Source organism: Pedobacter sp. MR2016-24 (genome assembly GCF_026239655.1).
GTDB lineage: Bacteria > Bacteroidota > Bacteroidia > Sphingobacteriales > Sphingobacteriaceae > Pedobacter.
Map to the genome: position 1 here is coordinate 295121 of NZ_JAPIVO010000004.1, position 24544 is coordinate 319664.

Annotated in this window: 23 protein-coding genes and 1 pseudogene; 13 read left to right on the forward strand and 11 right to left on the reverse strand. The window is 40.2% G+C overall.

The features are described 5' to 3' along the window. The first annotated feature begins 76 nt into the window (after positions 1-76). The 7 genes and pseudogenes from recR to trpA all read left to right on the forward strand — a co-directional run bounded on the left by recR (position 77) and on the right by trpA (position 6135). Positions 77-694 (forward strand): recombination mediator RecR, encoded by a 618-nt coding sequence (gene recR, locus OQX62_RS12390; protein ID WP_265831849.1) that lies wholly within the window; start codon positions 77-79, stop codon positions 692-694. A gap of 5 nt (positions 695-699) precedes the next feature. After that, positions 700-1515, forward strand: coding sequence for an SDR family oxidoreductase (locus OQX62_RS12395; protein WP_265831850.1), 816 nt, complete (start codon positions 700-702; stop codon positions 1513-1515). A gap of 3 nt (positions 1516-1518) precedes the next feature. Continuing rightward, positions 1519-2358, forward strand: a complete 840-nt coding sequence (locus OQX62_RS12400; protein WP_265831851.1) for an alpha/beta hydrolase — start codon at positions 1519-1521, stop codon at positions 2356-2358. A 186-nt stretch (positions 2359-2544) separates the two neighbouring features. Beyond that, positions 2545-3531 carry an anthranilate phosphoribosyltransferase gene (trpD, locus tag OQX62_RS12405; protein WP_265831852.1) on the forward strand — a complete coding sequence of 329 codons (987 nt, stop codon included), beginning with the start codon at positions 2545-2547 and terminating at the stop codon, positions 3529-3531. Positions 3532-3554: 23 nt separating this feature from the next. Next, positions 3555-4118: pseudogene (locus tag OQX62_RS25110) on the forward strand (phosphoribosylanthranilate isomerase); the annotation flags it as partial. 24 nt (positions 4119-4142) lie between these two features. After that, the gene (gene trpB, locus OQX62_RS12415; protein ID WP_265832175.1) at positions 4143-5324 is read left to right on the forward strand and encodes a tryptophan synthase subunit beta; all 1182 of its coding nucleotides are present in this window, start codon (positions 4143-4145) and stop codon (positions 5322-5324) included. 40 nt (positions 5325-5364) lie between these two features. After that, positions 5365-6135, forward strand: a complete 771-nt coding sequence (trpA, locus tag OQX62_RS12420) for a tryptophan synthase subunit alpha (protein ID WP_265831853.1) — start codon at positions 5365-5367, stop codon at positions 6133-6135. On the opposite strand, the gene nhaA is transcribed toward trpA, so the two are convergent. Both nhaA and OQX62_RS12430 read right to left on the reverse strand, forming a co-directional pair. Next, positions 6125-7291 carry a Na+/H+ antiporter NhaA gene (nhaA, locus tag OQX62_RS12425; RefSeq protein WP_265831854.1) on the reverse strand — a complete coding sequence of 389 codons (1167 nt, stop codon included), beginning with the start codon at positions 7289-7291 and terminating at the stop codon, positions 6125-6127. The two genes, trpA and nhaA, sit on opposite strands and share 11 nt — an antisense overlap. Next, the gene (locus tag OQX62_RS12430) at positions 7291-7911 is read right to left on the reverse strand and encodes an L-threonylcarbamoyladenylate synthase (protein ID WP_265831855.1); all 621 of its coding nucleotides are present in this window, start codon (positions 7909-7911) and stop codon (positions 7291-7293) included. The genes nhaA and OQX62_RS12430 overlap by 1 nt, the downstream gene beginning before the upstream one ends. A gap of 78 nt (positions 7912-7989) precedes the next feature. On the opposite strand from OQX62_RS12430, the gene OQX62_RS12435 reads away from it, so the two are divergent. Continuing rightward, positions 7990-9648, forward strand: coding sequence for an FMN-binding glutamate synthase family protein (locus tag OQX62_RS12435; RefSeq protein WP_265831856.1), 1659 nt, complete (start codon positions 7990-7992; stop codon positions 9646-9648). A gap of 79 nt (positions 9649-9727) precedes the next feature. Here the strand turns inward: OQX62_RS12435 and asnS are convergent, their stop codons facing one another. Further along, on the reverse strand, positions 9728-11176 hold the full coding sequence (gene asnS / locus OQX62_RS12440) for an asparagine--tRNA ligase (RefSeq protein ID WP_265831857.1): 1449 nt from the start codon (positions 11174-11176) through the stop codon (positions 9728-9730). Positions 11177-11760: 584 nt separating this feature from the next. Further along, positions 11761-12951, reverse strand: coding sequence for an ADP-forming succinate--CoA ligase subunit beta (sucC, locus tag OQX62_RS12445; protein WP_265831858.1), 1191 nt, complete (start codon positions 12949-12951; stop codon positions 11761-11763). A gap of 134 nt (positions 12952-13085) precedes the next feature. Between sucC and OQX62_RS12450 the strand changes: the two genes are divergently transcribed. From OQX62_RS12450 to OQX62_RS12465, 4 genes are read left to right on the forward strand one after another with little or no spacing between them, the layout of a single operon-like run. Continuing rightward, the gene (locus tag OQX62_RS12450) at positions 13086-13736 is read left to right on the forward strand and encodes an ABC transporter ATP-binding protein (RefSeq protein ID WP_265831859.1); all 651 of its coding nucleotides are present in this window, start codon (positions 13086-13088) and stop codon (positions 13734-13736) included. Positions 13737-13740: 4 nt separating this feature from the next. Continuing rightward, positions 13741-14226 (forward strand): hypothetical protein, encoded by a 486-nt coding sequence (locus OQX62_RS12455; RefSeq protein ID WP_265831860.1) that lies wholly within the window; start codon positions 13741-13743, stop codon positions 14224-14226. Next, complete coding sequence (locus OQX62_RS12460; RefSeq protein ID WP_265831861.1) at positions 14226-14840, forward strand: HAD family hydrolase; 615 nt, start codon at positions 14226-14228, stop codon at positions 14838-14840. The genes OQX62_RS12455 and OQX62_RS12460 overlap by 1 nt, the downstream gene beginning before the upstream one ends. 35 nt (positions 14841-14875) lie before the next feature. Then, entirely contained in the window at positions 14876-16534 is a 1659-nt protein-coding gene (locus OQX62_RS12465; RefSeq protein ID WP_265831862.1) for a S41 family peptidase, read from the forward strand. Between the two features lie 59 nt (positions 16535-16593). Here OQX62_RS12465 and OQX62_RS12470 read toward each other — a convergent pair whose 3' ends face one another. From OQX62_RS12470 to OQX62_RS12480, 3 genes are all read right to left on the reverse strand, one after another. Then, positions 16594-17535 carry a M20/M25/M40 family metallo-hydrolase gene (locus tag OQX62_RS12470; RefSeq protein WP_265831863.1) on the reverse strand — a complete coding sequence of 314 codons (942 nt, stop codon included), beginning with the start codon at positions 17533-17535 and terminating at the stop codon, positions 16594-16596. 269 nt (positions 17536-17804) lie between these two features. Next, positions 17805-19253: a glyceraldehyde-3-phosphate dehydrogenase gene (locus OQX62_RS12475; protein WP_265831864.1), complete on the reverse strand. Its 1449-nt coding sequence runs from the start codon at positions 19251-19253 to the stop codon at positions 17805-17807. Between the two features lie 88 nt (positions 19254-19341). Continuing rightward, positions 19342-20202, reverse strand: a complete 861-nt coding sequence (locus OQX62_RS12480) for a sigma-70 family RNA polymerase sigma factor (RefSeq protein ID WP_062547391.1) — start codon at positions 20200-20202, stop codon at positions 19342-19344. A 350-nt stretch (positions 20203-20552) separates the two neighbouring features. Between OQX62_RS12480 and OQX62_RS12485 the strand changes: the two genes are divergently transcribed. Beyond that, entirely contained in the window at positions 20553-20756 is a 204-nt protein-coding gene (locus tag OQX62_RS12485; protein WP_265831865.1) for a helix-turn-helix domain-containing protein, read from the forward strand. On the opposite strand, the gene OQX62_RS12490 is transcribed toward OQX62_RS12485, so the two are convergent. The 4 genes from OQX62_RS12490 to lpdA form a co-directional block, all read right to left on the reverse strand. After that, positions 20753-21346 (reverse strand): hypothetical protein, encoded by a 594-nt coding sequence (locus OQX62_RS12490; RefSeq protein ID WP_265831866.1) that lies wholly within the window; start codon positions 21344-21346, stop codon positions 20753-20755. The genes OQX62_RS12485 and OQX62_RS12490 overlap by 4 nt on opposite strands. Then, positions 21324-22124: a metallophosphoesterase family protein gene (locus OQX62_RS12495; RefSeq protein ID WP_265831867.1), complete on the reverse strand. Its 801-nt coding sequence runs from the start codon at positions 22122-22124 to the stop codon at positions 21324-21326. Before OQX62_RS12495 ends, OQX62_RS12490 begins: the two co-directional genes overlap by 23 nt. A gap of 52 nt (positions 22125-22176) precedes the next feature. Continuing rightward, positions 22177-23016: an MBL fold metallo-hydrolase gene (locus tag OQX62_RS12500; RefSeq protein WP_265831868.1), complete on the reverse strand. Its 840-nt coding sequence runs from the start codon at positions 23014-23016 to the stop codon at positions 22177-22179. Between the two features lie 82 nt (positions 23017-23098). Beyond that, the gene (gene lpdA, locus OQX62_RS12505) at positions 23099-24487 is read right to left on the reverse strand and encodes a dihydrolipoyl dehydrogenase (protein WP_265831869.1); all 1389 of its coding nucleotides are present in this window, start codon (positions 24485-24487) and stop codon (positions 23099-23101) included. Positions 24488-24544 lie beyond the last annotated feature (57 nt).

The following is a 24544-nucleotide window of genomic DNA, read 5'->3' on the forward strand; positions in this document are numbered from 1 at the left end:
TAATGGTTTAGGAGCTAAATGTAAGAAAATGATATTTTAAAAATCAAATAACAGAAGATAAATATAAATTTGTAAGATGAACTTTTCTTCCAAGCTTCTAGAGGATGCTGTTAACGAATTTTCGAAACTACCTGGTGTGGGACAAAAGACCGCATTGCGTCTGGTGCTTCATTTACTGGGCAAAGAGCAGGAGGAAGTAGACATCTTTGGTCAGTCGGTCATCAGACTGAGAAGGGAAATCAAGCATTGCACCATCTGCCATAACATTTCAGATCATACGGTTTGTGAAATCTGTACTTCGCAGAAACGAGATAAAGAGATTATCTGTGTAGTAGAAGATACCAGGGACGTAATGGCGGTAGAAAACACTTCGCAATATTTTGGCGTGTACCATGTTTTGGGCGGATTGATTTCGCCGATGGATGGTATAGGCCCGTCCGACTTATACATTGATTCCCTGGTGCAGCGTGTAGCGACTACGCCTGTTAAAGAAGTGATTCTGGCATTAAGTGCTACAATGGAGGGGGACACGACACTTTTTTACCTGTATAAAAGGTTGAAAGAATTCCAGATACCGATCACAACGATTGCCCGGGGAATTGCTTTTGGTGGTGAACTGGAATATGCTGATGAGATTACCCTTGGCCGCTCTATCGTAACCAGGGTGCCTTATGTCAATTCAATAATCAAATAATCAGAATGGATTTCAAGAATAAAGTAGTCATTATTACCGGAGCATCTTCCGGTATAGGAAAAGCTTGTGCAGAAGAATTTGCCAGGCGCGGTGCAAACCTGGTATTAGGAGCAAGACAATTTGTGACTTTGTGTGAGGTTACGGCAGATCTTGAAAAAAAATACGGGATTAAAGCTTTGGCGGTACAGACGGACGTAACGAAAGAAAGCGACTGCGAAATGCTGGTTAAACAGGCAGTAATGACTTTTGAAAGGGTTGATGTACTGATCAATAACGCTGGTATCTCGATGCGTGCATTGTTCAATGAGCTGGATCTTTCGGTATTAAAAGACCTGATGGATGTAAATTTCTGGGGTACTGTTTATTGTACAAAATACGCTTTACCGGAAATCCTGAAAACCAAAGGTAGTGTTATTGGCGTATCTTCTATTGCAGGTTACAGAGGTTTGCCGGGAAGGACTGGTTATTCTGCTTCTAAATTTGCGATGAATGGGTTTATGGAGGCACTGCGGACTGAACTGCTGCATAGTGGCGTACATGTGATGGTAGCTTGTCCTGGTTTTACCACCTCTAATATCCGCGTTGCTGCATTGGCGAAAGACGGTTCTGCACACGGTGAAACGAGTATGGAAGAAGGTAAAATGATGTCGGCCGAAGAGGTTGCACGCCATATTACTGACGGAATTGCTGCCCGTAAGCGCACTTTAGTGATGACGGGACAAGGGAAACTAACAGTCTGGATCAATAAGCTGTTGCCTGCACTTGCTGATAAACTGGTATTTAATCACTTTACAAAGGAGAAGAATGCCTTAATAAAATAAGGAATGATCAATTTAAAAAACGTACTGATGCTATTTGCTTTTCTGGGACAAATATCTGTTTTATGTGCCGGGGTAAAAGTGGAGAAAAACATAAATTACACAGAAAAGAATGATGAAAGAAGGCAGCTGAACGTTTATTACCAGCAGGATAGGTCGCCCGCGGATGTGATCATATTTATCCACGGCGGATCCTGGAGCAGTGGCAAAAAAGACATTTACTGGTGGCTGGGCAGAAATATGGCCCGTAAAGGTGTGGTGACGGTAAATATTAATTACGGACTGGCACCTGAAAACCAGTTCGGACAAATGGGGGATGATTGTGCGCAGGCGGTAAAATGGGTACAAAAGCATATTGCTGCTTACGGTGGGAATCCTGAGCGGATCTTTTTAATGGGGCATTCTGCCGGCGGACATCTGGCAGAGCTGATCAATGATGATCCGCGTTATTTCAAAAAAGCCGGGATAGTTAATCCTGTTAAGGGTGTGATTCTTAACGATCCTTTTGGACTTGATATGGAAGAATATATGTCTGAAGCAGAGAAGGATGACAGCTATTTTGATTTCCTGAGAACTTTCAGCAAAGATCCGGCAGTGTGGGAGGAGGGATCGCCACTACATTATGTGCAGCACAGCAGAAATCCTCATCTGATTTTTTACGGTGCAAAAACTTATCCCGCTATCCGGATACAGTCGGCCAGGCTCCAGCAATTACTCACTGCACAAAAAGTACCCAGTACTTTACACATCATCAAAGGAAAAAAGCATGTAGGTATGATTACGCAGCTGATATTTGGCGGTAATCAGCTCTATGATTTTATCCTTGACTTCCTGAAGACAAATTAAATTCAGAAATATTTGCTGCTTTGCAAAAACAATTCCATATTTGCCAGACGATGATACAAACAAACGGACTTAATAATTGGTGGTGGCACAACGCAGCAGCGTAGTGTAACCCAATTGTGTACGTTTTATTTTTTATAAATAATATTGGAGGGTTGCTTTTAGAGCAACCTTTTTTGTTTTATACCCATGAAGAAAATTCTGAACCACTTATTCGAAAACAAATCATTTAGCAGGGAAGAAGCTCAGCGTATCTTAACCGCTATCGCTTCCGGAGAGTTCAACACTGCTCAGATTGCTGCATTTATAACCGCTTTTGGCATGCGTAACATTACTGTAGCCGAACTGCAGGGCTTTCGAGATGCGATGCTGCAGTTATGCGTAAAGGTAGACTTCTCTGATTTTGAGCTGGTAGATCTCTGTGGTACCGGGGGGGATGGAAAAGATACCTTTAATATCTCCACCTTAGCGTCTTTCGTAGTTGCCGGTGCGGGTTATAAGGTAGCCAAACATGGTAATTACGGTGTATCTTCCGGTTGCGGCTCGTCTAATGTGATGGAATACCTGGGCTACCAGTTTACCGGTGATCAGGATGTGTTGAAACGCAGTCTTGATAAAGCCGGAATCTGCTTTATCCATGCGCCTTTGTTTAACCCGGCTATGAAAATTGTGGCGCCTATCCGTAAGGACCTGGGCGTTAAAACGTTTTTCAATATGCTTGGTCCTATGGTCAATCCGGCGCAGCCGAAGAATCAGATTGTAGGTGTATTTAGCCTGGAACTGGCTCGTTTATATGCGTATTTGTACCAGGAAACTGATAAAAACTATACGATTTTGCATGCGGTGGATGGCTTTGACGAAGTTTCCCTGACCTGTGACGTGAAAACGTTCAGTAAAAAAGGAGAGGCACTGCTAAAGGTTTCCGATCTCGGTTTTCAGGAGATTGATGAACATGAGATTACAGGAGGAGATACAGTGGAGTCTTCTGCGAAAATATTTATGAATGTGCTGGAAGGGGTGGGGACTTATCCGCAAAATAATGTGGTTTTATGTAACGCTGCTTTAGCCATTCAGACTATTGCTCCGGAGCAGTCGTTTGCTGATTGTTATTATGAAGCAGAGACTTCCCTTATCGGCGGTAATGCATTACGAAGCTTCAAAAACCTGATTGGATGATCGCGAAATTGAAAATCTGTGGAATGAAAGATCCCCTGAATATAAGGGATGCAGTAGCGCTGAAACCGGATTACCTGGGTTTTATTTTTTACCCGGCTTCAAAACGGTTCATTGCCGACCTTGATCCTGTTGTGATACGACAGATTCCATTGCCGGTAAAAACTACAGGTGTATTTGTTAATGAGGAGCTGGATGTGGTGAAAAAAGCAATTGCAGATTACCAGTTAAAAGCGGTGCAACTGCATGGACAGGAAAGTCCGGATTACTGCAGGGCACTTTCAAATGATGCAGAGGTAATTAAAGCTTTCGGTATCGATGCTGCTTTTAATTTTGCATCATTGAAACCCTATGAAGATGCTGCAGATTATTTCCTGTTTGATACGCAGACGGCTGAACATGGTGGTTCCGGAAAAACTTTCAGCTGGCAATTGCTGGAGCAATATAAAATGGATAAGCCTTATTTTCTAAGTGGCGGAATTGGCCCGGAAAGTGTAGCCTCTTTGAAACAGCTTAGTGATCATCGTTTATATGCGATAGATGTAAACAGCAGGTTTGAAACTGTACCGGGATTTAAAAATATAGAAGAACTGACAAAATTTAAAAATCATACTATGAGTTATTTTGTAAATGAAAAAGGTTATTACGGTGATTTTGGCGGAGCATATATTCCGGAGATGCTTTATCCCAATGTAGAAGAGCTGAGAGAAAATTATCTCAAGATCATCAATGACGCAGATTTCCAGAAAGAATTTCATGCCTTACTTAAGGATTATGTAGGCAGGCCATCGCCACTGTACCTGGCAAAACGCTTGTCTGCTAGATACAATGCAAATATCTTCCTGAAAAGGGAGGATTTAAATCATACTGGTGCCCATAAGATCAACAACACCATCGGTCAGATTTTACTGGCAGAGCGATTGGGTAAAAAGAGAATTATTGCAGAAACCGGCGCTGGTCAGCATGGTGTGGCAACAGCGACCGTATGTGCGCTGCGTGGTCTTGAATGTGTGATCTATATGGGTGAAATTGATATTCACAGGCAGGCACCGAATGTAGCCAGGATGAAAATGCTGGGTGCAACGGTGGTTTCAGCTGTGTCTGGCAGTAAGACCCTGAAGGATGCTACCAATGAGGCGATGCGCGACTGGATCAATAATCCGGTGGATACGCACTATATCATTGGTTCTGTGGTGGGACCACATCCATATCCGGATATGGTTTCTATTTTTCAGTCAGTTATTTCTGAAGAAACCAAAAAACAATTGCTCGAGCAAACCGGTAATGATCAGCCCGACTATGTGCTGGCCTGTGTTGGTGGTGGAAGTAATGCAATGGGCATGTTTTATCATTTTATAGATGATGAAAAAGTAAAACTTGTTGCTGTGGAAGCGGCAGGAAAAGGCGTAAGCAGTGGCTTTTCGGCTGCAACGACTTATCTGGGCAAAGAAGGTGTGCTGCATGGGAGCAGAAGTATCCTGATGCAGACAGCAGACGGGCAGGTAGTAGAACCACATTCGGTATCTGCTGGTCTGGATTATCCAGGTATTGGTCCACAGCATGCACATTTATTCAAAACTACACGTGCTGAGTATGTCTCTATTACAGATGACGAATCCTTACAGGCAGGTTTATTATGCACGCAGCTGGAAGGAATAATTCCTGCGATAGAGAGTGCACATGCATTGGCACATTTAGAGAAAATGACTTTTACAGGCGGAGAAAACGTAGTTGTCTGTCTTTCGGGCAGGGGAGATAAGGACATGGATACTTATATGAAGTATTTCGGACTTTAAGGGCAACATTTTTTAATAGCAAATATCCATTAAACAGCAGATGAACAGGATTAATCAATTATTTCAGGAGAAAAAAAACAATATACTTTCTATTTATTATACCGCAGGTTACCCGGGTTTAGGTGATACAATTGCCATTGCTGAGGCATTGGAAAACGCAGGTGCTGATATTCTGGAGATAGGTTTTCCTTATTCAGATCCCGTGGCAGACGGACCAGTTATACAAGCCAGCAGTAAACAGGCGCTCGATCTTGGTATGGACTTAAATCTGCTTTTTGAGCAGCTGAAGGAGTTGCGCAAAAAGGTAACTATCCCCGTTTTACTGATGGGTTATGTGAATCCGGTATTGCAGTATGGTGTAGAAAGATTTTGCAAAGCCTGTGCTGAGGTTGGGATTGATGGCTGTATAGTGCCTGATCTGCCCATGGTTGAATATGAGGAGTTTTATAAAGATACTTTCCTGGAAAATGGCCTGAGCAATATCTTTTTGGTTACCCCACAAACATCAGTGGACCGTATCCATAAAATTGATGGTTTGAGCAATGGATTTATCTATTTGCTGTCTTCATCTGCAACAACGGGTCAGAACCTTCAGGTTTCAGATCAGACAGAAACCTATTTTTCCAGGATTGCCGCAATGAAACTAAATAATCCTACCATGATTGGATTTGGGATCAGCAGCAAGGAGACTTTCGATAAAGCCTGCCGTTATGCCAATGGCGGTATTATCGGTACTGCATTCGTTAAATCAATCGCGGAGGGAGATATTGTAGAAAATGTAAACGCTTTTATGCAAACTTTCAGGTCTTAATCTTTGTATATCTTAAAAACATAAAACCAAGAATTCCAGCGATCACAGAAGCACATAAGATGGCAAACTTAGCTTCTGTGATTTGCATTTCATCGCTGAAAGACAGCATAGAGATGAAAATCGACATTGTAAAACCTATCCCGGCAAGCATTCCCAGCCCGATGATATGCTTCCAGCCCGAGCCGGTCGGCAGTGCTCCGAACTTACATTTTACGGCCAGCCAGGAGAAAGCGGTAACCCCTATCGTTTTCCCGGCAAATAATCCCACAATAATTCCTGCACCTAAAGGAGAAAACAGGCCCGTCAGCATCTCCTTTTGAAAAGTGATATTCGTATTTGCCAGGGCGAAAAGTGGCATGATGAGATAGTTAACTGGAATATTAAGGGAATGCTCCAGTTTTTCTAAGGGAGAAAGCTCATCTGTATCGTTAGTAGGGATGGTAAATGCGACCAGCACACCAGCAATGGTGGCATGTATGCCTGAGTGGTGAATCAGGTACCAGAGCAGCACGCCTGGGATCAGGTAGGCAATGATCGCTTTTACCTTAAAATAATTCAGTACACATAGCAGTAAAAATACCCCTGCAGCCATCAGCAAATAATTGAAATGCACTTCAGAAGTATAAAAAACAGCGATCACCAATATCGCCCCCAGGTCATCCACTATAGCCAGTGCTGCAAGGAAAATCTTTAGTGATGCCGGGATCCTTTTACCCAACATAGCGATGATCGCCAGGGCGAAGGCAATATCAGTGGCCATCGGGATTCCCCAGCCTGTTGCGGTTTCTTTTCCATTGTTAAACAGGAGGTAGATGATAGCCGGTACCAGCATGCCACCTAAAGCGGCAATAACTGGCAATGCAGCTTGTTTTACAGATGATAACTCCCCTTCAATGAGTTCTCTTTTTATTTCAAGCCCTACCAGGAGAAAGAATATTGCCATTAAACCATCATTAATGAAGGCCGCTAAGGGGAAATCGATGGCTTTGCTGCCAATATTGAAATGGACGTTAGCTAAAAAAGAAGCAAAACTGGTACTATAACTTGTATTAGCGATGAAAAGCGATAGAGCTACACAGACTAATAAAATAATTCCACCCAGCTTGCCTGCATTGTAAAACGCTTTGAATACATTCAGATGAATCAGTTTTGGCATTATAAGTAGTTCTCCAGGATACCTTTTCCTTCACGGATAATTTCGAAGTCGCCCGAAGTACAATCTACAACAGTAGAAGCCTCATTGTCGCCATACCCGCCATCCACAACCATGTCTACCAGGTCCTGGTATTTTTCATAAATCAATTCCGGATCTGTAGAGTATTCGATTAGTTCATCATCATCTTTAATTGATGTGGATAGGATTGGATTACCCAGCACCCTCACAATTTCTCTGGCAATATTGTTATCAGGAACCCTGATACCTACCGTTTTTTTATTGGAGCTGAGTAATTTCGGAACGTTATTATTGGCGTTGAATATAAAAGTAAAGGGACCCGGCAAAGCTTTTTTGAGTAACCTGAATACTGTTGTGTCTATTGGTTTGATAAAATCAGCTATATGACTCAGATCCGAGCAAATAAAAGAAAAGTTTGCTTTCTCCGGTTTGATGCCTCTGATTTGGCAGATTTTTTCAATGGCCTTCTGATTGGTAATATCGCAACCCAATCCGTACACAGTATCAGTAGGATAAATGATTATTCCACCTTTTTTTAGTACGTCAGCTACCTGCTGAATGGTCTTCTCGTTAGGATTTTCCGGGTATATTTTAATAAGCATATGGTAAATTTACTAAAAAAATCAAACCCATAATTGATAATTGTCGTACTATTGATACGTATTTAGTAAATTGACAATATGAGAAAAGCATTTATTGCAATTGCCGCCTTCCTGGTGACGGCAATTCTGATGATCAGCCTGGCATGGCCACCATTTTTTTGGGCGTATATATTTGTAGGGCCCATCATAATTTTGGGTGTTTATGACCTGTACCAGCCTAAACACAGCATCGTAAGAAACTACCCTGTTATAGGCAGGTTGCGTTATTTTGCGGAAGATCTGCGACCAAAAGTTTACCAGTATTTTGTGGAGAGCGATATTAATGGTACACCCTTCAGCAGATTAAACCGCTCACTGATTTATCAAAGAGCTAAAAAAGATAATGATACTATTCCTTTTGGAACACAACTGGATGTTTATCAGAACGGATATGAATGGTTAAGCCATAGCATTGCTGCAATTAGTCACCATGATCTGGAAGAAGATCAGCGTGTACTCATTGGTGGTCCCGAATGTGCAAAACCTTATTCTGCCAGTATTTTTAATATATCTGCCATGAGTTTTGGCTCTTTGAGTCAGAATGCTATTCTCGCTTTAAACGGCGGTGCATTTATGGGGAACTTTGCTCATAATACCGGAGAGGGTGGAATTAGTGATTATCATGCACAGCCTAAGGGCGACCTGATCTGGCAGATTGGTACAGGTTATTTTGGCTGTCGTCATCACGATGGGACATTTAATTACGAAGCTTTCGGTGAGCGGGCTAAAGCTGAGCAGGTAAAGATGATCGAGATCAAATTATCTCAGGGCGCCAAGCCGGGGCACGGTGGGATGTTGCCAGCTAAAAAAGTAACACCCGAGGTGGCACGGATCAGGCTGGTAAAAGAAGGATATGACATCATTTCTCCTCCTGCACATTCTGCCTTTTCGACACCCCTGGAGTTAATTGCATTCGTGAAAAAACTCAGGGAGTTGTCGGGCGGCAAGCCAGTAGGCTTTAAGCTTTGTATTGGTCGTAAAAGTGAATTCTTCTCTATTTGTAAAGCCATGGTAGAAACCAATACTTATCCTGATTTTATCACTGTGGATGGGGGAGAGGGCGGAACCGGTGCGGCACCGCAGGAGTTTTCTAATGCTGTAGGTATGCCATTAAGAGAAGGTTTAGCCTTTGTATACGATGTACTGACTGGCTTCGATCTGAAAAAACATATTAAAATCATTGCATCCGGTAAAATATCCTCAGGTTTTGATCTCGTTAAGAATATCGCTTTAGGAGCAGATTTATGTAATTCTGCACGTGGGATGATGTTTGCTTTGGGTTGCATTCAGGCATTGGAGTGTAATAGCAATACCTGTCCTACCGGTGTGGCTACGCAAGATCAGAGTCTGATGAAAGGTTTAGTTGTAGACGATAAGAAGGTGCGTGTTTTTAACTACCACAGGCTTACGGTAGCCAGTGCCGTTGAATTATTGGGAGCTGCAGGTCTACGTCATACTTATCAGCTGACAAGGGCTTATATCAACAGAAGGACTGCAACGAATATGGTACAGTCCTACATGGAGACCTATCCTTACATCCCGGAAGGTAGTTTGTTACAGACGCCCTATCCTCTACGCTTTGAGTTAGGTATGGCCTTAAGTACGGCCAGTAGTTTTGCGCCTACAGATTATAAGGTTACTTCAATAGACTATGCACATGCTAATTCGTTCTCAGATACGTTTACCCAGCATAATTAATCATTATAAGCTATAAAATAATAAAGCCTTGCTGTACAGCAAGGCTTTATTATTTTATAGCTTATTCAGTACTTACTCTTTAAAACTCTGCATTTTTAGGGAAACGTGGGAATGCAATTACATCCCTGATGTTCGTCATACCCGTCACGAATAAAATGAGACGCTCAAAACCTAGTCCGAATCCTGCATGTGGTGCAGAGCCGAATTTCCTTGTATCTAAATACCACCAAAGTTCTTCCTCAGGAATATTCATTTCCTGCATACGCTGGGTAAGTTTGTCTAAACGTTCTTCTCTTTGTGCACCGCCAATCATTTCACCGATTCCTGGGAATAGCACGTCCATTGCAGCTACAGTTCTTCTTCCTTCTGCATCTGGTTCGTTCTGGCGCATGTAGAAGGCTTTAATATCCGCAGGATAATCTGTAAGGATTACCGGTTTTTTAAAGTGTTTTTCTACCAGGTAACGCTCATGTTCAGATTGAAGATCAGCACCCCATTCATTGATCAGGTATTTAAACTGTTTCTTTTGATTTGGTTTTGATGAACGCAGAATAGCGATAGCTTCTGTATAGGTGAGTCGCTGGAAATCGTTGTTCAGACAAAAGTTTAACTTGTCAATTAATGAAAGCTCACTACGCTCATTCTGAGGTTTTGTTTTTTCATCTTCCAGTAAACGGTTATTTAAAAACTCAATTTCTTCTTTACAGTTTGCAAGCGCGTAAGTGATGACATATTTCATCATGTCTTCTGCCAGCTGCATGTTGTCTTCCAGATCTGCAAAAGCAATTTCCGGTTCAACCATCCAGAATTCTGCAAGGTGACGTGTTGTATTTGAATTTTCCGCTCTGAAAGTGGGGCCGAAAGTATAAATCTGTCCAAATGCCATTGCTGCAAGTTCGCCTTCCAGCTGACCAGAAACAGTCAGGTTGGTCGCGCGGCCAAAGAAATCTTCAGAGAAGTCAACCTTACCATCTTCAGTTCTCGGTGTTTTATCAAAGTCCAGCGTAGTTACTTTAAACATTTCACCTGCACCTTCAGCATCAGATGCTGTAATCACAGGCGTATGCATGTATACGAAACCTCTATCGTTATAAAATTGATGTATCGCAAAAGCTAAAGCATGTCTTACTTTAAAAACAGCATTAAATGTATTGGTGCGGAAACGCAGGTGCGCAATTTCTCTTAAAAATTCCAGACTGTGCTTTTTGGGTTGCAAAGGGAATTTATCCGGGTCACTGTCCCCAAGAATTTCTATCGTGCTGGCCTTAACATCAACACGCTGACCTTTACCCAGAGATTCAACGATAGTTCCTGTAACAGCAATAGCAGCACCCGTAGTAATTCTTTTTAATAGTTCTTCTGGAGTATTGGCGAAATCGACAACGATCTGGATATTTCCCATACAGGATCCATCATTGAGTGCAATAAACTGGTTGTTGCGGAAAGTTCTTACCCAACCCATTACAGTAACTTCTCTATTGAAATCGATAGTCTCTAGCAGACTTTTTATTTTTTCTCTTTTAATCATGATTTTCTTGTGGAGCGCCCAAAAATAAGAAATTTCATCAGTAAATATTGGTTTTTTTCCGTGCCTTCTCAGATTTAAAAGATAATCAAGCCGTGCTACCTTAATCATTTATGTCGAGAATAATAAGCTGAATAGCTTTTCTTTTTAAGTATTTAATCTCATTTGAGGCTTCATATTGGTTGAAATTTATATTTAAATAGATTTATTTTTCATATTTAACGACTTTTAGCTCATTTAATATCATTTTTTCTGTTATTATTAATCGTCTATCTTATTTTAAAGATTTTTTTGTTCGTTTTTTACTGTTTTTAATTGTTTTATTGTGTTTTAATGAGTCTTATTTGATAATTATACCATATTTTTGTGATGAAAATAAATAAAAACATACAATAAGTATTGTTTTTGCAAAAAAATATCCATATGTTTGTATTGCTCGTTTAATTTATATTTGGTTTTAAAAATCCTCCGGTCACAAGCTGGAGGATTTTTAATTTTACAGCCTTCCTGAAAAATATGAGGCATAAAAAAATGCCGGCTGTAAACAACCGGCATTCTGTAAGAAAGATAATAATCTTATTATTCTATTAAGCTAAAACTTCAGTAACTAAAGCAGCAGCATCAGCCAGCGCTATAGCAGAGAAAACTTTCAGACCTGAGTTATCAATCAGTTCTTTTGCTTCAGCAGCATTAGTACCTTGTAAACGGCAGATAATAGGAACAGGGATATCACCAATTTCTTTATATGCATCAATTACACCTTGTGCAACGCGGTCACAACGAACAATACCACCGAAGATATTGATCAGGATAGCTTTCACATTCGGGTCTTTTAAGATGATGTTAAAACCAGCTTTAACAGTTTGTGCGTTTGCAGTTCCACCAACGTCAAGGAAGTTTGCCGGTTCGCCACCTGCAATTTTAATAATATCCATTGTTGCCATTGCTAAACCAGCACCGTTAACCATGCAGCCAACGTTTCCGTCTAATTTAACATAGTTTAGGTTAGATTCACTTGCTTCAACATCAGTTGGATCTTCTTCCAGTTTATCACGCATCGCTGCATAATCAGGATGACGGTATAGTGCATTTTCATCTAAATCAACCTTAGCATCTACAGCGATGATTTTGTCATCAGAAGTTTTCAATACAGGGTTAATTTCAAACATTGCAGAGTCAGTATTGTCGTATGCTTTATAAAGTGCAGTAACAAATTTCACCATGTCTTTGAAAGCAGCACCGCTTAAACCTAAGTTAAAAGCTACTTTACGTGCCTGAAAAGCCTGAAGACCAACTTTAGGATCAACTTCTTCTTTGAAAATTAAGTGCGGAGTATGTTCAGCAACTTCTTCAATGTCCATACCACCTTCAGTAGAATACATAATGATATTTCTACCAGTTGAGCGGTTTAATAGAACGCTGACATAGAATTCTTTTGTTTCAGAAGCACCTGGGTAATACACATCCTGTGCAACAAGAATCTTATTTACTTTTTTACCTTCCGGACCGGTTTGAGGAGTTACCAGTTGCATACCCAATATATCTGTAGCTCTTTGTTTAACCTCGTCAAGGTTCTTGGCAAGTTTTACACCACCGCCTTTACCTCTACCACCAGCATGGATTTGCGCTTTAATCACTACCCAGTCAGAGTTGTAGTCTGCTTTCATTTTTTTAGCAGCTTCTACAGCCTGCTCAACAGTTTCGGCAACTATGCCTTCTTGTACGGCAACACCAAAACTTTTAAGTATTTCTTTACCTTGATATTCGTGTATATTCATTTGCTGAAAAAATTTGATCCAAATCTACAATTTCAGATTGGTTTTAAAAACTTATTCATCTATTAATTCCGCTACAGAAGGGCTTATAATTTGGCTTAACATAAAATTAATTCCAAATTTTGTAAGTTTGCTTCATGCTAAAAGCCACAGGTATAAAAAAAGCTTATGGGAATCTGCCCATCTTGAAAGGGGTAGATTTTGAAGTCGCAAAAGGAGAGATTGTCAGCATCATCGGTGCTTCAGGAGCAGGTAAAAGTACCCTGTTGCATATATTAGGAACGCTTGACAAGCCTGATGCTGGTTCTGTAGAATTAAACGGGACAAAAGTTGATCGGCTTTCTGGTGAGTTATTAAGTATCTTCAGGAACCAGAATATCGGTTTTGTGTTCCAGTTTCATCACTTATTGCCAGAGTTCAGTGCGATAGAAAATATCTGTATTCCGGCTTTTATCGCTAAAAAAAGTAAAAAAGAGGCAGAATTGCGGGCTTTGGAGTTAATGGATTTGCTGGGTTTAAAAGATCGCGCATTACATAAGCCAAACCAATTGTCAGGCGGTGAGCAACAGCGGATTGCAGTCGCCCGAGCCTTAATTAATAATCCGGCGATCATTCTAGCAGATGAGCCATCAGGGAATCTGGATTCCGAGAATGCAGAATCACTCCATCAGTTTTTTATCACGTTAAGGGATAATTTTAAGCAAACATTCGTGATTGTTACCCACAATAAAGATTTGGCAGAGATTAGCGATAGGGTAGTCACAATGAAAGACGGTTTAATAGTTTAGAATAATGAATATACTGATTACAGGGGCAACCCGTCCCCAGTCGTTTAAAACGCTGAAGGCTTTTGAAGGAGACCGCGTGGTCATGGCTGATTATGGCGATGTGCCCTCATTTCCATCCGCTAAGTATTCCTTTATCAGTCTTGGCGAAAGAAATGATGATATTTTGGCGCATAATTTATTAAATGCCTGTCTTGATAACGATATAGATCACCTCATGCCTCTTTATAATTTTGAGATCAAAGCAGTAGCCAAAGCGGCTGTTTTATTCAGCGAATTTAATATTGAGGTGCTGCTGCCTGATATAGCTGTACTTTCCAAATACAACAGAGTTTATAATCCTGTGACGGAACATTATGTTGTTTATATCAAAGGTAAAGTCTTGTATTCTTCGGAGCCATGGGCCCCTAAACAAGAAGATATATTGAGTGGTGCTTTTTACATCAGACAGGAGAATGAAGAGGTGATTACCAATCTATTAACAGTTTATTAATGAGCAGTAACGAATACATCAATACTCATGAAGCGTTCATCTTTGAGCTGGATGATGTTTTATATCCTGAAAAAGATTACCTGCTGCAGGTATATTATTTGTTTGCCCAGTTTATGGAGTATACAGAGCAGACAGATGGTGCACAAATGATCCATTTTATGCAGGACACCTACACAAGAGACGGTGAAGCTGGATTATTTGCGAAAACTGCCGTTCATTTTAACCTTCCTGAAAAGTACCAGTCCAATTATGATCTGTTGCATCAGAATGCTAGACTGCCCCTTAAATTATTGCTGTTTGGTTCTGTACTTTCTTTTATGCAGGAAATTATAGCAGCAGGGAAGCGACTGTTCCTGTTAACGAATGGAGATCCTGAGATGCAGCTGAACAAAATTAAACAACTGGAATGGAACGGTATAGAACAACATATCGCAGTTTATTTTACAGAAGAAATAGCTAAAGGTTCAACGCCCCAAGCCATAGAGGTGATTGTCAATTTCAATAGTCTTAATCCGGAGAAAGTCATATTTATTGGGAAACACGGTCAGGATGCAGCAAAAGCATTTAGCAAGGGTATTAATTTTTTGCCGATTGATAAACTATTACTACTTTAATTGCGTAATTACCAATACCATACACCTCACATCACATGAAGTCAACTGTTAAAAATATAGGCAAGCTCGCTGCGGCGCTGTGCCTGCTCGGTATTGTATCCAGCTCTTGTAAAAAGAGTAAGGCTGAAATTACGCCCGATGAATCCACTTCGAGAGCAGCGGCAACTCCTGAAGGTACGCGTGCGCAGCTTACTCAGGATTCTATTTTTCTATATGCTAAGGAAGTTTATCTCTGGAATACATCCCTGCCCGAATACGCAGCTTTCAATCCCAGAAAATATGCTGTTACGCCCACTGGTTTTGATCAGGAACTATTCGATCTTACACAATACAGCCCAAAAAATTCAGCTACAGGTAGTCCTTACGAATTTCCATTAAATGGAAGTACTATAGATGCAAAGTATTCCTATATAGATGATATTTCTACCCATAATGTGCTTGCCGCAGCAAATAATGAAAAAAGTAGCGTGGATCTTGAAGGTATTGGTGACGATCTGGGATTAAAAATAGGTGCTTATGGGCCAGCAAATACAGAGGCTTACACCATTTTGGTACAGGCAGTTTTTCAGGGCTCACCAGCTGCGCTGAAAAATTTAACCAGAGGATGTACTATATCTACTATCAATGGGCAGGCTTATGGCGCTAATTTTACCAATGAAATTAATGCTGTCAATAATGCGCTTAATGCTTCTTCGATAACACTTGGAGGTTTATTAAAAGATGGCGTGACTCCGTTTAATGTGACGCTGACAAAGACGACCTACAGAAGCAGTCCTATATATAATAGCCAGGTTTTAGCTGTTAGTGGTGTTAAGGTTGGATACCTGGCCTATGCGCGCTTTTCTAGTATGGACAATTCGAAAGCAGGATTTGATGCCGCCTTTGCAGCTTTTGCTGCCCAGGGTGTTACTAAATTGGTAATTGATCTGCGTTATAATGGGGGTGGTTATGTGAACACTGCTGAATATCTCATCAACCTGATCTTGTCTTCTTCTCAAAATGGGAAAGTGATGTTTAAGGAGCGATATAATACATTGATGCAAACCGGTATGGCTGCTATCATGAAAAACCAGCCGTTATTTAATAGTGATGGTACTTTCCAAAAATCTACTACAGGCCGTGTGCTTAATTATAGCGATCTGGCTAAGGACTATTTTAGTGAAGCTAAGCAAACTACCAACATCAGTAAGGCTGGCCCGTTAAATGGTGTGACAGATGTTGCTTTTATTGTAACCAGAAACACGGCTTCTGCAAGTGAACTGGTGATCAATAGTTTGAAGCCTTATGTTAACGTTAAAATTGCCGGAACAAAATCTTACGGTAAACCAGTCGGCTTTTTTCCTATAACCATAGACTACAAGATAGATGCTTCATCTAAGAAAGAAACGGGCTACGATGTATATTATTCCATGTTTCAGACTACAAATGCGACAGGTGCGGGAGACTATTTCGATGGATTTACCCCTGACCTGAGTGTTACCGGTGATGATGCATCGCATGATTTCGGAGATTTGAAAGAGAATAACCTGGCGAAAGCATTATCGCTCATTGTGCCCGCTGCACCGACTGCAACCGCCAGTACCATGTCGATTCAAGGTAAAAGAGTAAGTGCTACTTCCGTATCCGTTAAGAGTACGGTTGGTGGAAAAGAATTCAATGGGATGATTACAGACAAACCGAGATTGAAACAATAGCATTAAAACAAGCAAAAGGGGCTGTCTTTCAAATGAAAAACAGCCCCTTTTGCTTTTGTTTATTTTTTCATCTGGATTCTGTCTCGCGGCATCGCGAGTTCGAAGGTGAGGTTTTTATCTATATTATCAGTAATCTCCAGGATCGCATTTGCTGAATTGATAAAGAAGGTCTGATTGATGTTTTCAAATTTATCAGACTCCTTGTGATAGTCTTTATGGTCTTCTACACCAAAATAGATGAAAGGGATGTTCTTTGCGTTAAAGGCCGACTGATCGCTTTGATCTGTCCAGTCATCTATCCCCAGTTTAGGATTGTCATGACCAAAAATAATGTTTAAGTCGGTGTTTGTAGTGGTAATATACTTTTTCAGCTGTGGATTTCTGTAAGTACCAGTTGCATATAATTCTCCTTTATCATTATGACTGATCATATCCAGATTGATATTTAGTTTGATCCTTTTGATATCGATTGGTAAATGATCTACAAAATAAGCCGATCCTTTTCTTCCGAATTCTTCTGCATCAAACGCAGCAAAAATAAGGGTATAGTCAGGTTTATTTTTAGCGAAATGTGCGGCGATTTTAAGTATTCCTGCTACGCCGGAAGCATTGTCGTCTGCCCCGTTAAAGATCTGGCCGTTAATGATACCTAAATGATCATAATGGGCAGAGATCACAATTACTTTATCAGTTTGCCCCGGTATGTAGCCAATTACATTTTTTCCATTGATGTTGGGGTCATCTACTCCCGGAAAGGTAAATGCCTGCTGATAACTATTCAATAAAGGAAATGATTTCAGTCCTATTTCCCTGAATCTTTTGGTGATGTAATTCCTGGCTAATTCTGCTCCTTTTGTGCCTGTTTTTCTGCCTTCATATGTATCAGAAGACAATGTTTTTATATCTTTTAGTAATTGATCAGACTGAGATGGCAGATTTGATGTTTTTACCGCATTGCAGCCAAATGTTAACGCCAGGGGTAATAGCAGATATAATTTCATATCAGGTGTTTAGATTAGCAGGTGTGTTAATAGTATAGTCAGCCTAATATATTGCAAATAAATGACACTGCCTAGTGTTTGTATAAAAAATGATATCTCTCCTAAATGTTTATTGATTTCTTTAATTAACAGACCAGCCTATATACATATGCGCGACAGGCAAGGGTATCGTAGCGAATAGGAGATAGTACCGCAGCAGTAACATGCCGTTGCTAATTCACCCTTTCTTCAGTTTAATAGGAGAATAGGAAGAAAGGGTGAACAAATTATTAGTAGTAAGTTAACCTTACCACACCGGCCAGCTTTTTTGCCAGACGAATTACCTGTCTCGTATAACCATACTCATTGTCATACCAGGTGTAAATTACCACAGACTTATTGTCTCTTGCCATAATTGTTGCGGGGCCGTCTATAATAGATGCATGGCTATTTCCGATCAGGTCGGTACTCACCAGTTCATTTGAAATTGAAAACTCTATCTGTTCTGACAGGTCTCCGAATAGTGAAGCTTGTTTAAGCACCTCAGTTACCTCTTCCCTGGAACTTACTTTATTCAATGAAATGTTTAGAATTGCCAGAGAAACATTAGGTGTAGGAACGCGTACTGCATTTCCCGTAAGCCTGCCACCGAGGTGGGGAATAACTTTAGCAACAGCCTTATCAGCACCAGTTTCCGTAATCACCAGGTTTAAAGCTGCAGAACGGCCGCGGCGATACTTTTTATGATAATTGTCCAGAAGGTTCTGGTCGTTAGTATAGGAATGTATAGTCTCAATATGTCCTTTTTCAATACCAAAAGCCTCGTCTAGAACTTTTAGTACAGGCACAATGGCATTGGTAGTGCAGGAAGCATTTGAAAGTATATTTTCTATATTGAAATCTATACCTGTATCGTTTATGCCAGCTACCACATTGGGAATATCCCCTTTAGCAGGCGCTGTCAATAATACTTTAGAAATTCCTTTTGCAGAGAGATGCCTGCTTAATCCTTCTCTATCGCGGAATACTCCTGTATTATCAACTAATAATGCATTGTATATACCAAAAGCAGTATAATCCACTTCTTCAGGATGATTTGCAGTGATGAAATAAATGGTCTGACCGTTTATAATCAGCGCTTTATTTGTAAAATCTTCAATGATAATTCCATTAAAAGGACCATGAACCGAGTCTGTACGAAGCAGTTCTGCACGTTTAATCAGTTCCTCGTCGCTATACGTTCTGGTGACGATTGCCCGCAAGCGGAGTTGTTCGCCTTTACCTGCCTGAAGAATCAATTCGCGTGCAGCTAATCGGCCGATTCTTCCGAATCCATATAGCACTACATCATTAGGTGTAAGAGAGATTTTGTCCTTACCGATATGCTGACTGAGTTTGCTGACTACAAAATCGTGCATCGTCGCGTACTCATTATTTCCATCCAGCCATTCAGCAGAGAGTCTGCCGATATCAATTCTTGACGGTGCAAGATTACACTTCGCCATTTCTGTGGCAATTTCCAGCGTCAGATAAATATTGATGTCTTTACCGCTTACCTCTTTGGCATATTGGTGATGTGCAAGGATTTCGCTACTGCCGATATCAAACAGTGGTTTGCGGAATAGTACAAGTTCTACAGATCTGTCAAACCATAACTGGCCGACAACATTGAGCAACTCGACTGCTTTTTTCTCTTTTTCAATCCAGTTCTGAAATTCAGATTGGTACTTGTGAAGCATATTCGGATGTATTTGGTTAGAATGCCACAAAAGTAAAAAAGATCGGGTAAAACCCAATCTTTTTGTATTTGAATATTTAAGCTGAGAATTAGCCTAAGTAAGATTTTAATATTTTACTACGCGAAGTGTGGCGCAGACGTTGTAGTGCTTTATCCTTAATCTGACGTACACGTTCACGTGTAAGGTTGAACTTTTCGCCAATTTCCTCAAGTGAAAGCGGATGGTTAGTACTCAAACCGAAGAATAGAACGATAATTTCGCGTTCACGTTCAGTTAAAGTAGACAATGATCTTTTTATTTCTTCAGAAAGGGATTCGTTAATTAAGCTGCTATCAGTATTCGGCTCATGATTCTCCAATACATCCAGCAATGTGTTTTCTTCACCCTGTACGAATGGAGCATCCATAGATACGTGCCTGCCAGAATTACTTAGCGTGTCAGATATCTTATCAACCGTAGTTTCTAATATATCTGCCAATTCTTCAGGAGAAGGTTCGCGCTCAAATTCCTGCTCTAATTTAGAGAAAGCCTTACTGATTTTACTTAATGAACCAACCTGATTTAATGGAAGACGTACAATACGACTTTGTTCTGCAATAGCCTGTAAAATCGACTGACGTATCCACCATACAGCATAAGAGATAAATTTGAAACCTTTGGTCTCATCAAAGCGTTTTGCAGCTTTAATTAATCCAAGATTTCCCTCATTAATCAAATCACCTAAAGTTAATCCCTGATTCTGGTATTGTTTTGCTACTGAAACCACAAAACGTAAATTCGTTTTTGTTAAACGTTCCAGAGCAGCCTGATCACCTTCGCGTATTTTTCTTGCCAGTATTACTTCTTCTTCCGCGGTGATTAGATCTACTTTACCAATCTCGTGAAGATATTTGTCTAAAGATTGACTCTCGCGATTGGTTATGGATTGGGTGATTTTGAGTTGTCTCATTTATGTGCTTTGGTGCTCGTTATGTGTTAAGAGCGTGCAAAAGTAAGGATTAAAAGGCAATTTAAAATATAAATTCCTGAAAATGTTACGGTTTACACGCGTTATTTATACGTAAAATATCTAGCAAAAATTATTCCAAAGTACTTTTGACAGTATAAATGTTATCTATTGACAAAGGTGCATTATTTATTGTTTATCAATCATAATTACTTGTTTTATAATAATAAACCGTTTATGTTTGTATTATAATAATTGTTTTTGCATGACATTTATCATTAGCATGGAATGGAATTTAAAAAGTTATCAGGACACCTTTGTTTGATATATTGAACAGTAAATAACAGCTACAAATGTCGATTATTGTAAATTTAGATGTAATGCTTGCCCGGCGGAAAATGTCCTTAACTGAACTAAGTCAGCAAGTTGGTATCACACTATCTAATCTATCTGTGCTAAAAACAGGCAAGGCGAAAGCGATTCGTTTTGATACCCTTGCAGCTATTTGTCAGGCCTTGAACTGCCAGCCTGGTGAAATCCTCGAATACTCTGCTTAGAAATTCATCCTTATACCTAAACCGAGGTGAAAAATATCCCCGATTGGGGTGGATGTCCTGTTTTCATACCAGCTGATTAAATAAAGATCGTTTGTATTTGATTCTGCATACAAGCTGATTGACTTGATTTTGCTGGTCTTATCGCCCAATATCTTTAACTCTGAACTCAGGCCTATGTGCTCTCTGAGGGCGGGCGACCAGAAATAGTAGCCTTTTTCATAGCGTTTCTCATCGAAGTTAAGTCCAAACTGTTTTCCAAAAGTATAAGAGAAGAAAAATACGGGGTTAAGCGGATGGAATATCAGCTTATCTTTGATATGTATTGCAAAAGGTTTGTATTCAAATTTAACCGCAGCAATATGTAGCTGACCTCCCTTAACTTCGGGCACATAACCATAGTGGAAGCTCAAAGTTGTTTTCTCTTTCAGCATATTATAGCCGGCCCCTATACTCATGTAACCTATACTACCTGCATATTGAATTCCAACCTGATCAGGTGTCAGTGTTTTTAAAAGCTTGCTTTGTGAGAATGCCGATGCTGATAAAAATATGAATAGTATTAAAATATTAAAAGCCTTCTGCTTGTGCATGGAGTTGTCCGTTAGAAATATCAATTATTGTATAAGCTCTGTTAACTATGGCATTGGTAATGATAAAAGGTATGCCCGTATCATTCTTTCTGTAAATTACATCAGGGGAGTGCTGGTGCGAATGAATGGAGGCAAGCATCCCTGGTGTTGTATTGAACAGGTCTTCATAGGGTTGCTCAAGGTTTTTGTCAAAGTCTCCGTCAGTTGGGGGGACATGTGATAGAGCAACTATATTATTGATTCCATTTTCCATTTTCAGGTTATCCCTCAGCCAGGCAAGATCAGGGATAGTGCCGTCAAATCCATGTTCTCTGCTGTTGGAATCGTGACATACAAACTTTACTCCTCCATAGTTGAAAGTGAAGTTGGTTTGACCAAACATCCTTTTATACACATCATATCCATTTGCGAGCTGGTCATGGTTACCTATAACTGAAATAAAAGGGACCCTGAGTCCGGAATAGATTTTATAGATTCCCTGAAATTCGAGCAGCAGACCAAAATCGGAAATATCACCATTAAGGATGACAAAATCTATATCATTGCGGGAATTGATATGATCAACAAATAACTGTGCTTCGTTATATTTTCGTTGTGTATCACCGGATACAGCTATTCTTATTGCTGAACCCGCTACCTTTTCCGGTAGCGTACTGATCTCTTTAGCATTTACGTCAGTAGGAGAATCGGCGTTGAATTTTTGGTTGGGGCTGAATTCATTTACGTTACAGCTAGATAATAACACTGCAACCAGGCAGGCAAGGAAAGTACTTTTCATGGTATTTTTTATAACACCACAAAGATAAAAAAGTTCTAAAGGCTGACTTTTTTTATAAGTCAGTCAGATGTAATGTTTCCTTTAATTTTACTCCTTTTTCTGTCATTTCTACCGTACAGCAGTCGTTTACCGCATCATGCTCCAAATAAAGAATGTACTTTTTGGCAGCAGCTTCCTCCAGAAAAGCCTTTTTTTCTTTTAAAGTCTGCAATGGAAACATATCATATGCCATGACATAGGGTAAGGGGATGTGACCTGTAGAAGGTAGCAAATCTGCCGCATAAATGATCGTATTTCCCTTATATTGAATCTGAGGTAACATCATCGCATCCGTGTGGCCGAAAGCATAACGCACATTAAAACCAGGCATGAATTCTGCACCCTCTGTAGCGTCGACAAATTTTAGCTGACCACTTTCCTGGATAGGCAGGATATTATCTTTCAAAAACGAAGCTTTCTCCCTGGCATTTGGTTCTATTGCCCATTCCCAGTGTTTTTCATTGCTCCAGTATGCTGCATTTTTGAATGCGGGAACCAGTTTGTCGCCTTCCCTTATAATCGCTCCGCCACAATGATCAAAATGTAAGTGCGTCAAAAATACATCAGTGATGTCATTGCTGTTAAAGCCTTTTGCGGCAAGTGACTTTTCCAGTGTATCATCTCCATGCAGGTAATAGTGACTTAAAAACTTATCATCCTGTTTATCACCGATACCTGTATCAATAAGGATGAGTCTCTCGCCATCTTCAATTAGCAGACAACGCATTGCCCATGTACACATATTATTTGCATCTGCCGGATTACTTTTCTGCCAGATTGTTTTAGGCACTACGCCAAACATTGCGCCACCATCCAGTTTAAATAAGCCTGTTTCAATAGTATGTAAATTCATTTTTGAAGATTTTGATCTGCTGTAAAATTAAAAAACCTGCTGAGGAATCAGCAGGTTTACCATAAATAAGTTTTTGTTTACCTTACAAGTGGATTACTTCACCATATGCATCAGCAGTGGCTTCCATAATTGCTTCACTCATTGTAGGGTGGGGGTGAACCGCTTTCAGCATTTCATGACCCGTAGTTTCCAATTTACGTGCTACAACGATCTCAGCAATCATTTCTGTTACGTTTGCACCGATCATATGTGCGCCTAACAGTTCGCCATATTTAGCGTCATAGATCATTTTGATGAAACCATCCTTTGCACCTGCAGCACTGGCTTTACCAGAAGCTGAAAAAGGGAATTTACCGATTTTCAATTCATATCCGGCTGCTTTAGCCGCTTTTTCAGTATAACCTACAGAAGCGATTTCAGGCGTGCAGTAAGTACATCCGGGGATATTGTTATAATCTAAAGGTTCAGGGTTGTGACCTGCTATTTTCTCTACGCAGATAATGCCTTCCGCAGAAGCAACGTGTGCTAAAGCTTGTCCGCCTACGATATCACCGATAGCATAATAACCTTTAACATTGGTATTGTAGAATGGATCTACCACAACTTTACCTTTTTCAGTTTTGATGCCTGTTTCTTCCAGACCAATATTTTCAAGGTTAGCAACAACACCAGCGGCAGAAAGAACGATGTCACATTCTATCGTTTGCATACCTGATGCAGTTTTCACCTGAACTTTACAGCCGTTACCGGAAGTATCAACAGATTCTACACTTGAGGACGTCATTACTTCGATACCAACTTTTTTAAAGCTGCGCAATAATTGTTTTGAGATGTCTTCATCTTCTACTGGTACGATAGTATCCAGGAATTCTACCACAGTAACTTTGGTTCCCATGGTCGCATAGAAATAAGCAAATTCTACACCTATAGCTCCAGAACCAACGATAACCATTGATTTAGGTTGCTCAGGTAAAACCATTGCCTGTCTGTAACCAATTACTTTTTTACCATCTTGTTTTACACTTGGCAATTCTTTCGAACGGCCGCCTGTAGCTAATATGATACTGGTTGCAGTCAATTCTTTCTGAGAACCATCTGCACCTTTAATTTCGACTTTGTTTCCTGGTTTAGCTTTACCAGTACCCATAATCACGTCAATTTTGTTTTTCTTCATTAAAAACTGAACGCCCTTACTCATACCATCAGCTACACCACGACTGCGTTTAATGACAGCGGCGAAATCAGCTTCAGCCGGAGCGGTTTTGATACCGTATTCAGCTGCATGATTAATGTATTCAAATACCTGAGCACTTTTTAATAAAGCTTTAGTTGGTATACAACCCCAGTTAAGGCATATTCCGCCTAAAGATTCACGTTCTACAATTGCAGTTTTTAAACCTAATTGTGAAGCTCTGATTGCTGCAACGTATCCGCCTGGACCGCTACCTATTATAATCACATCGTAGTTCATATCTTTTTAAAGGAAAATTAACTTAGTAAAGCCCAAAATTAAAAAAAATGTTCGTTA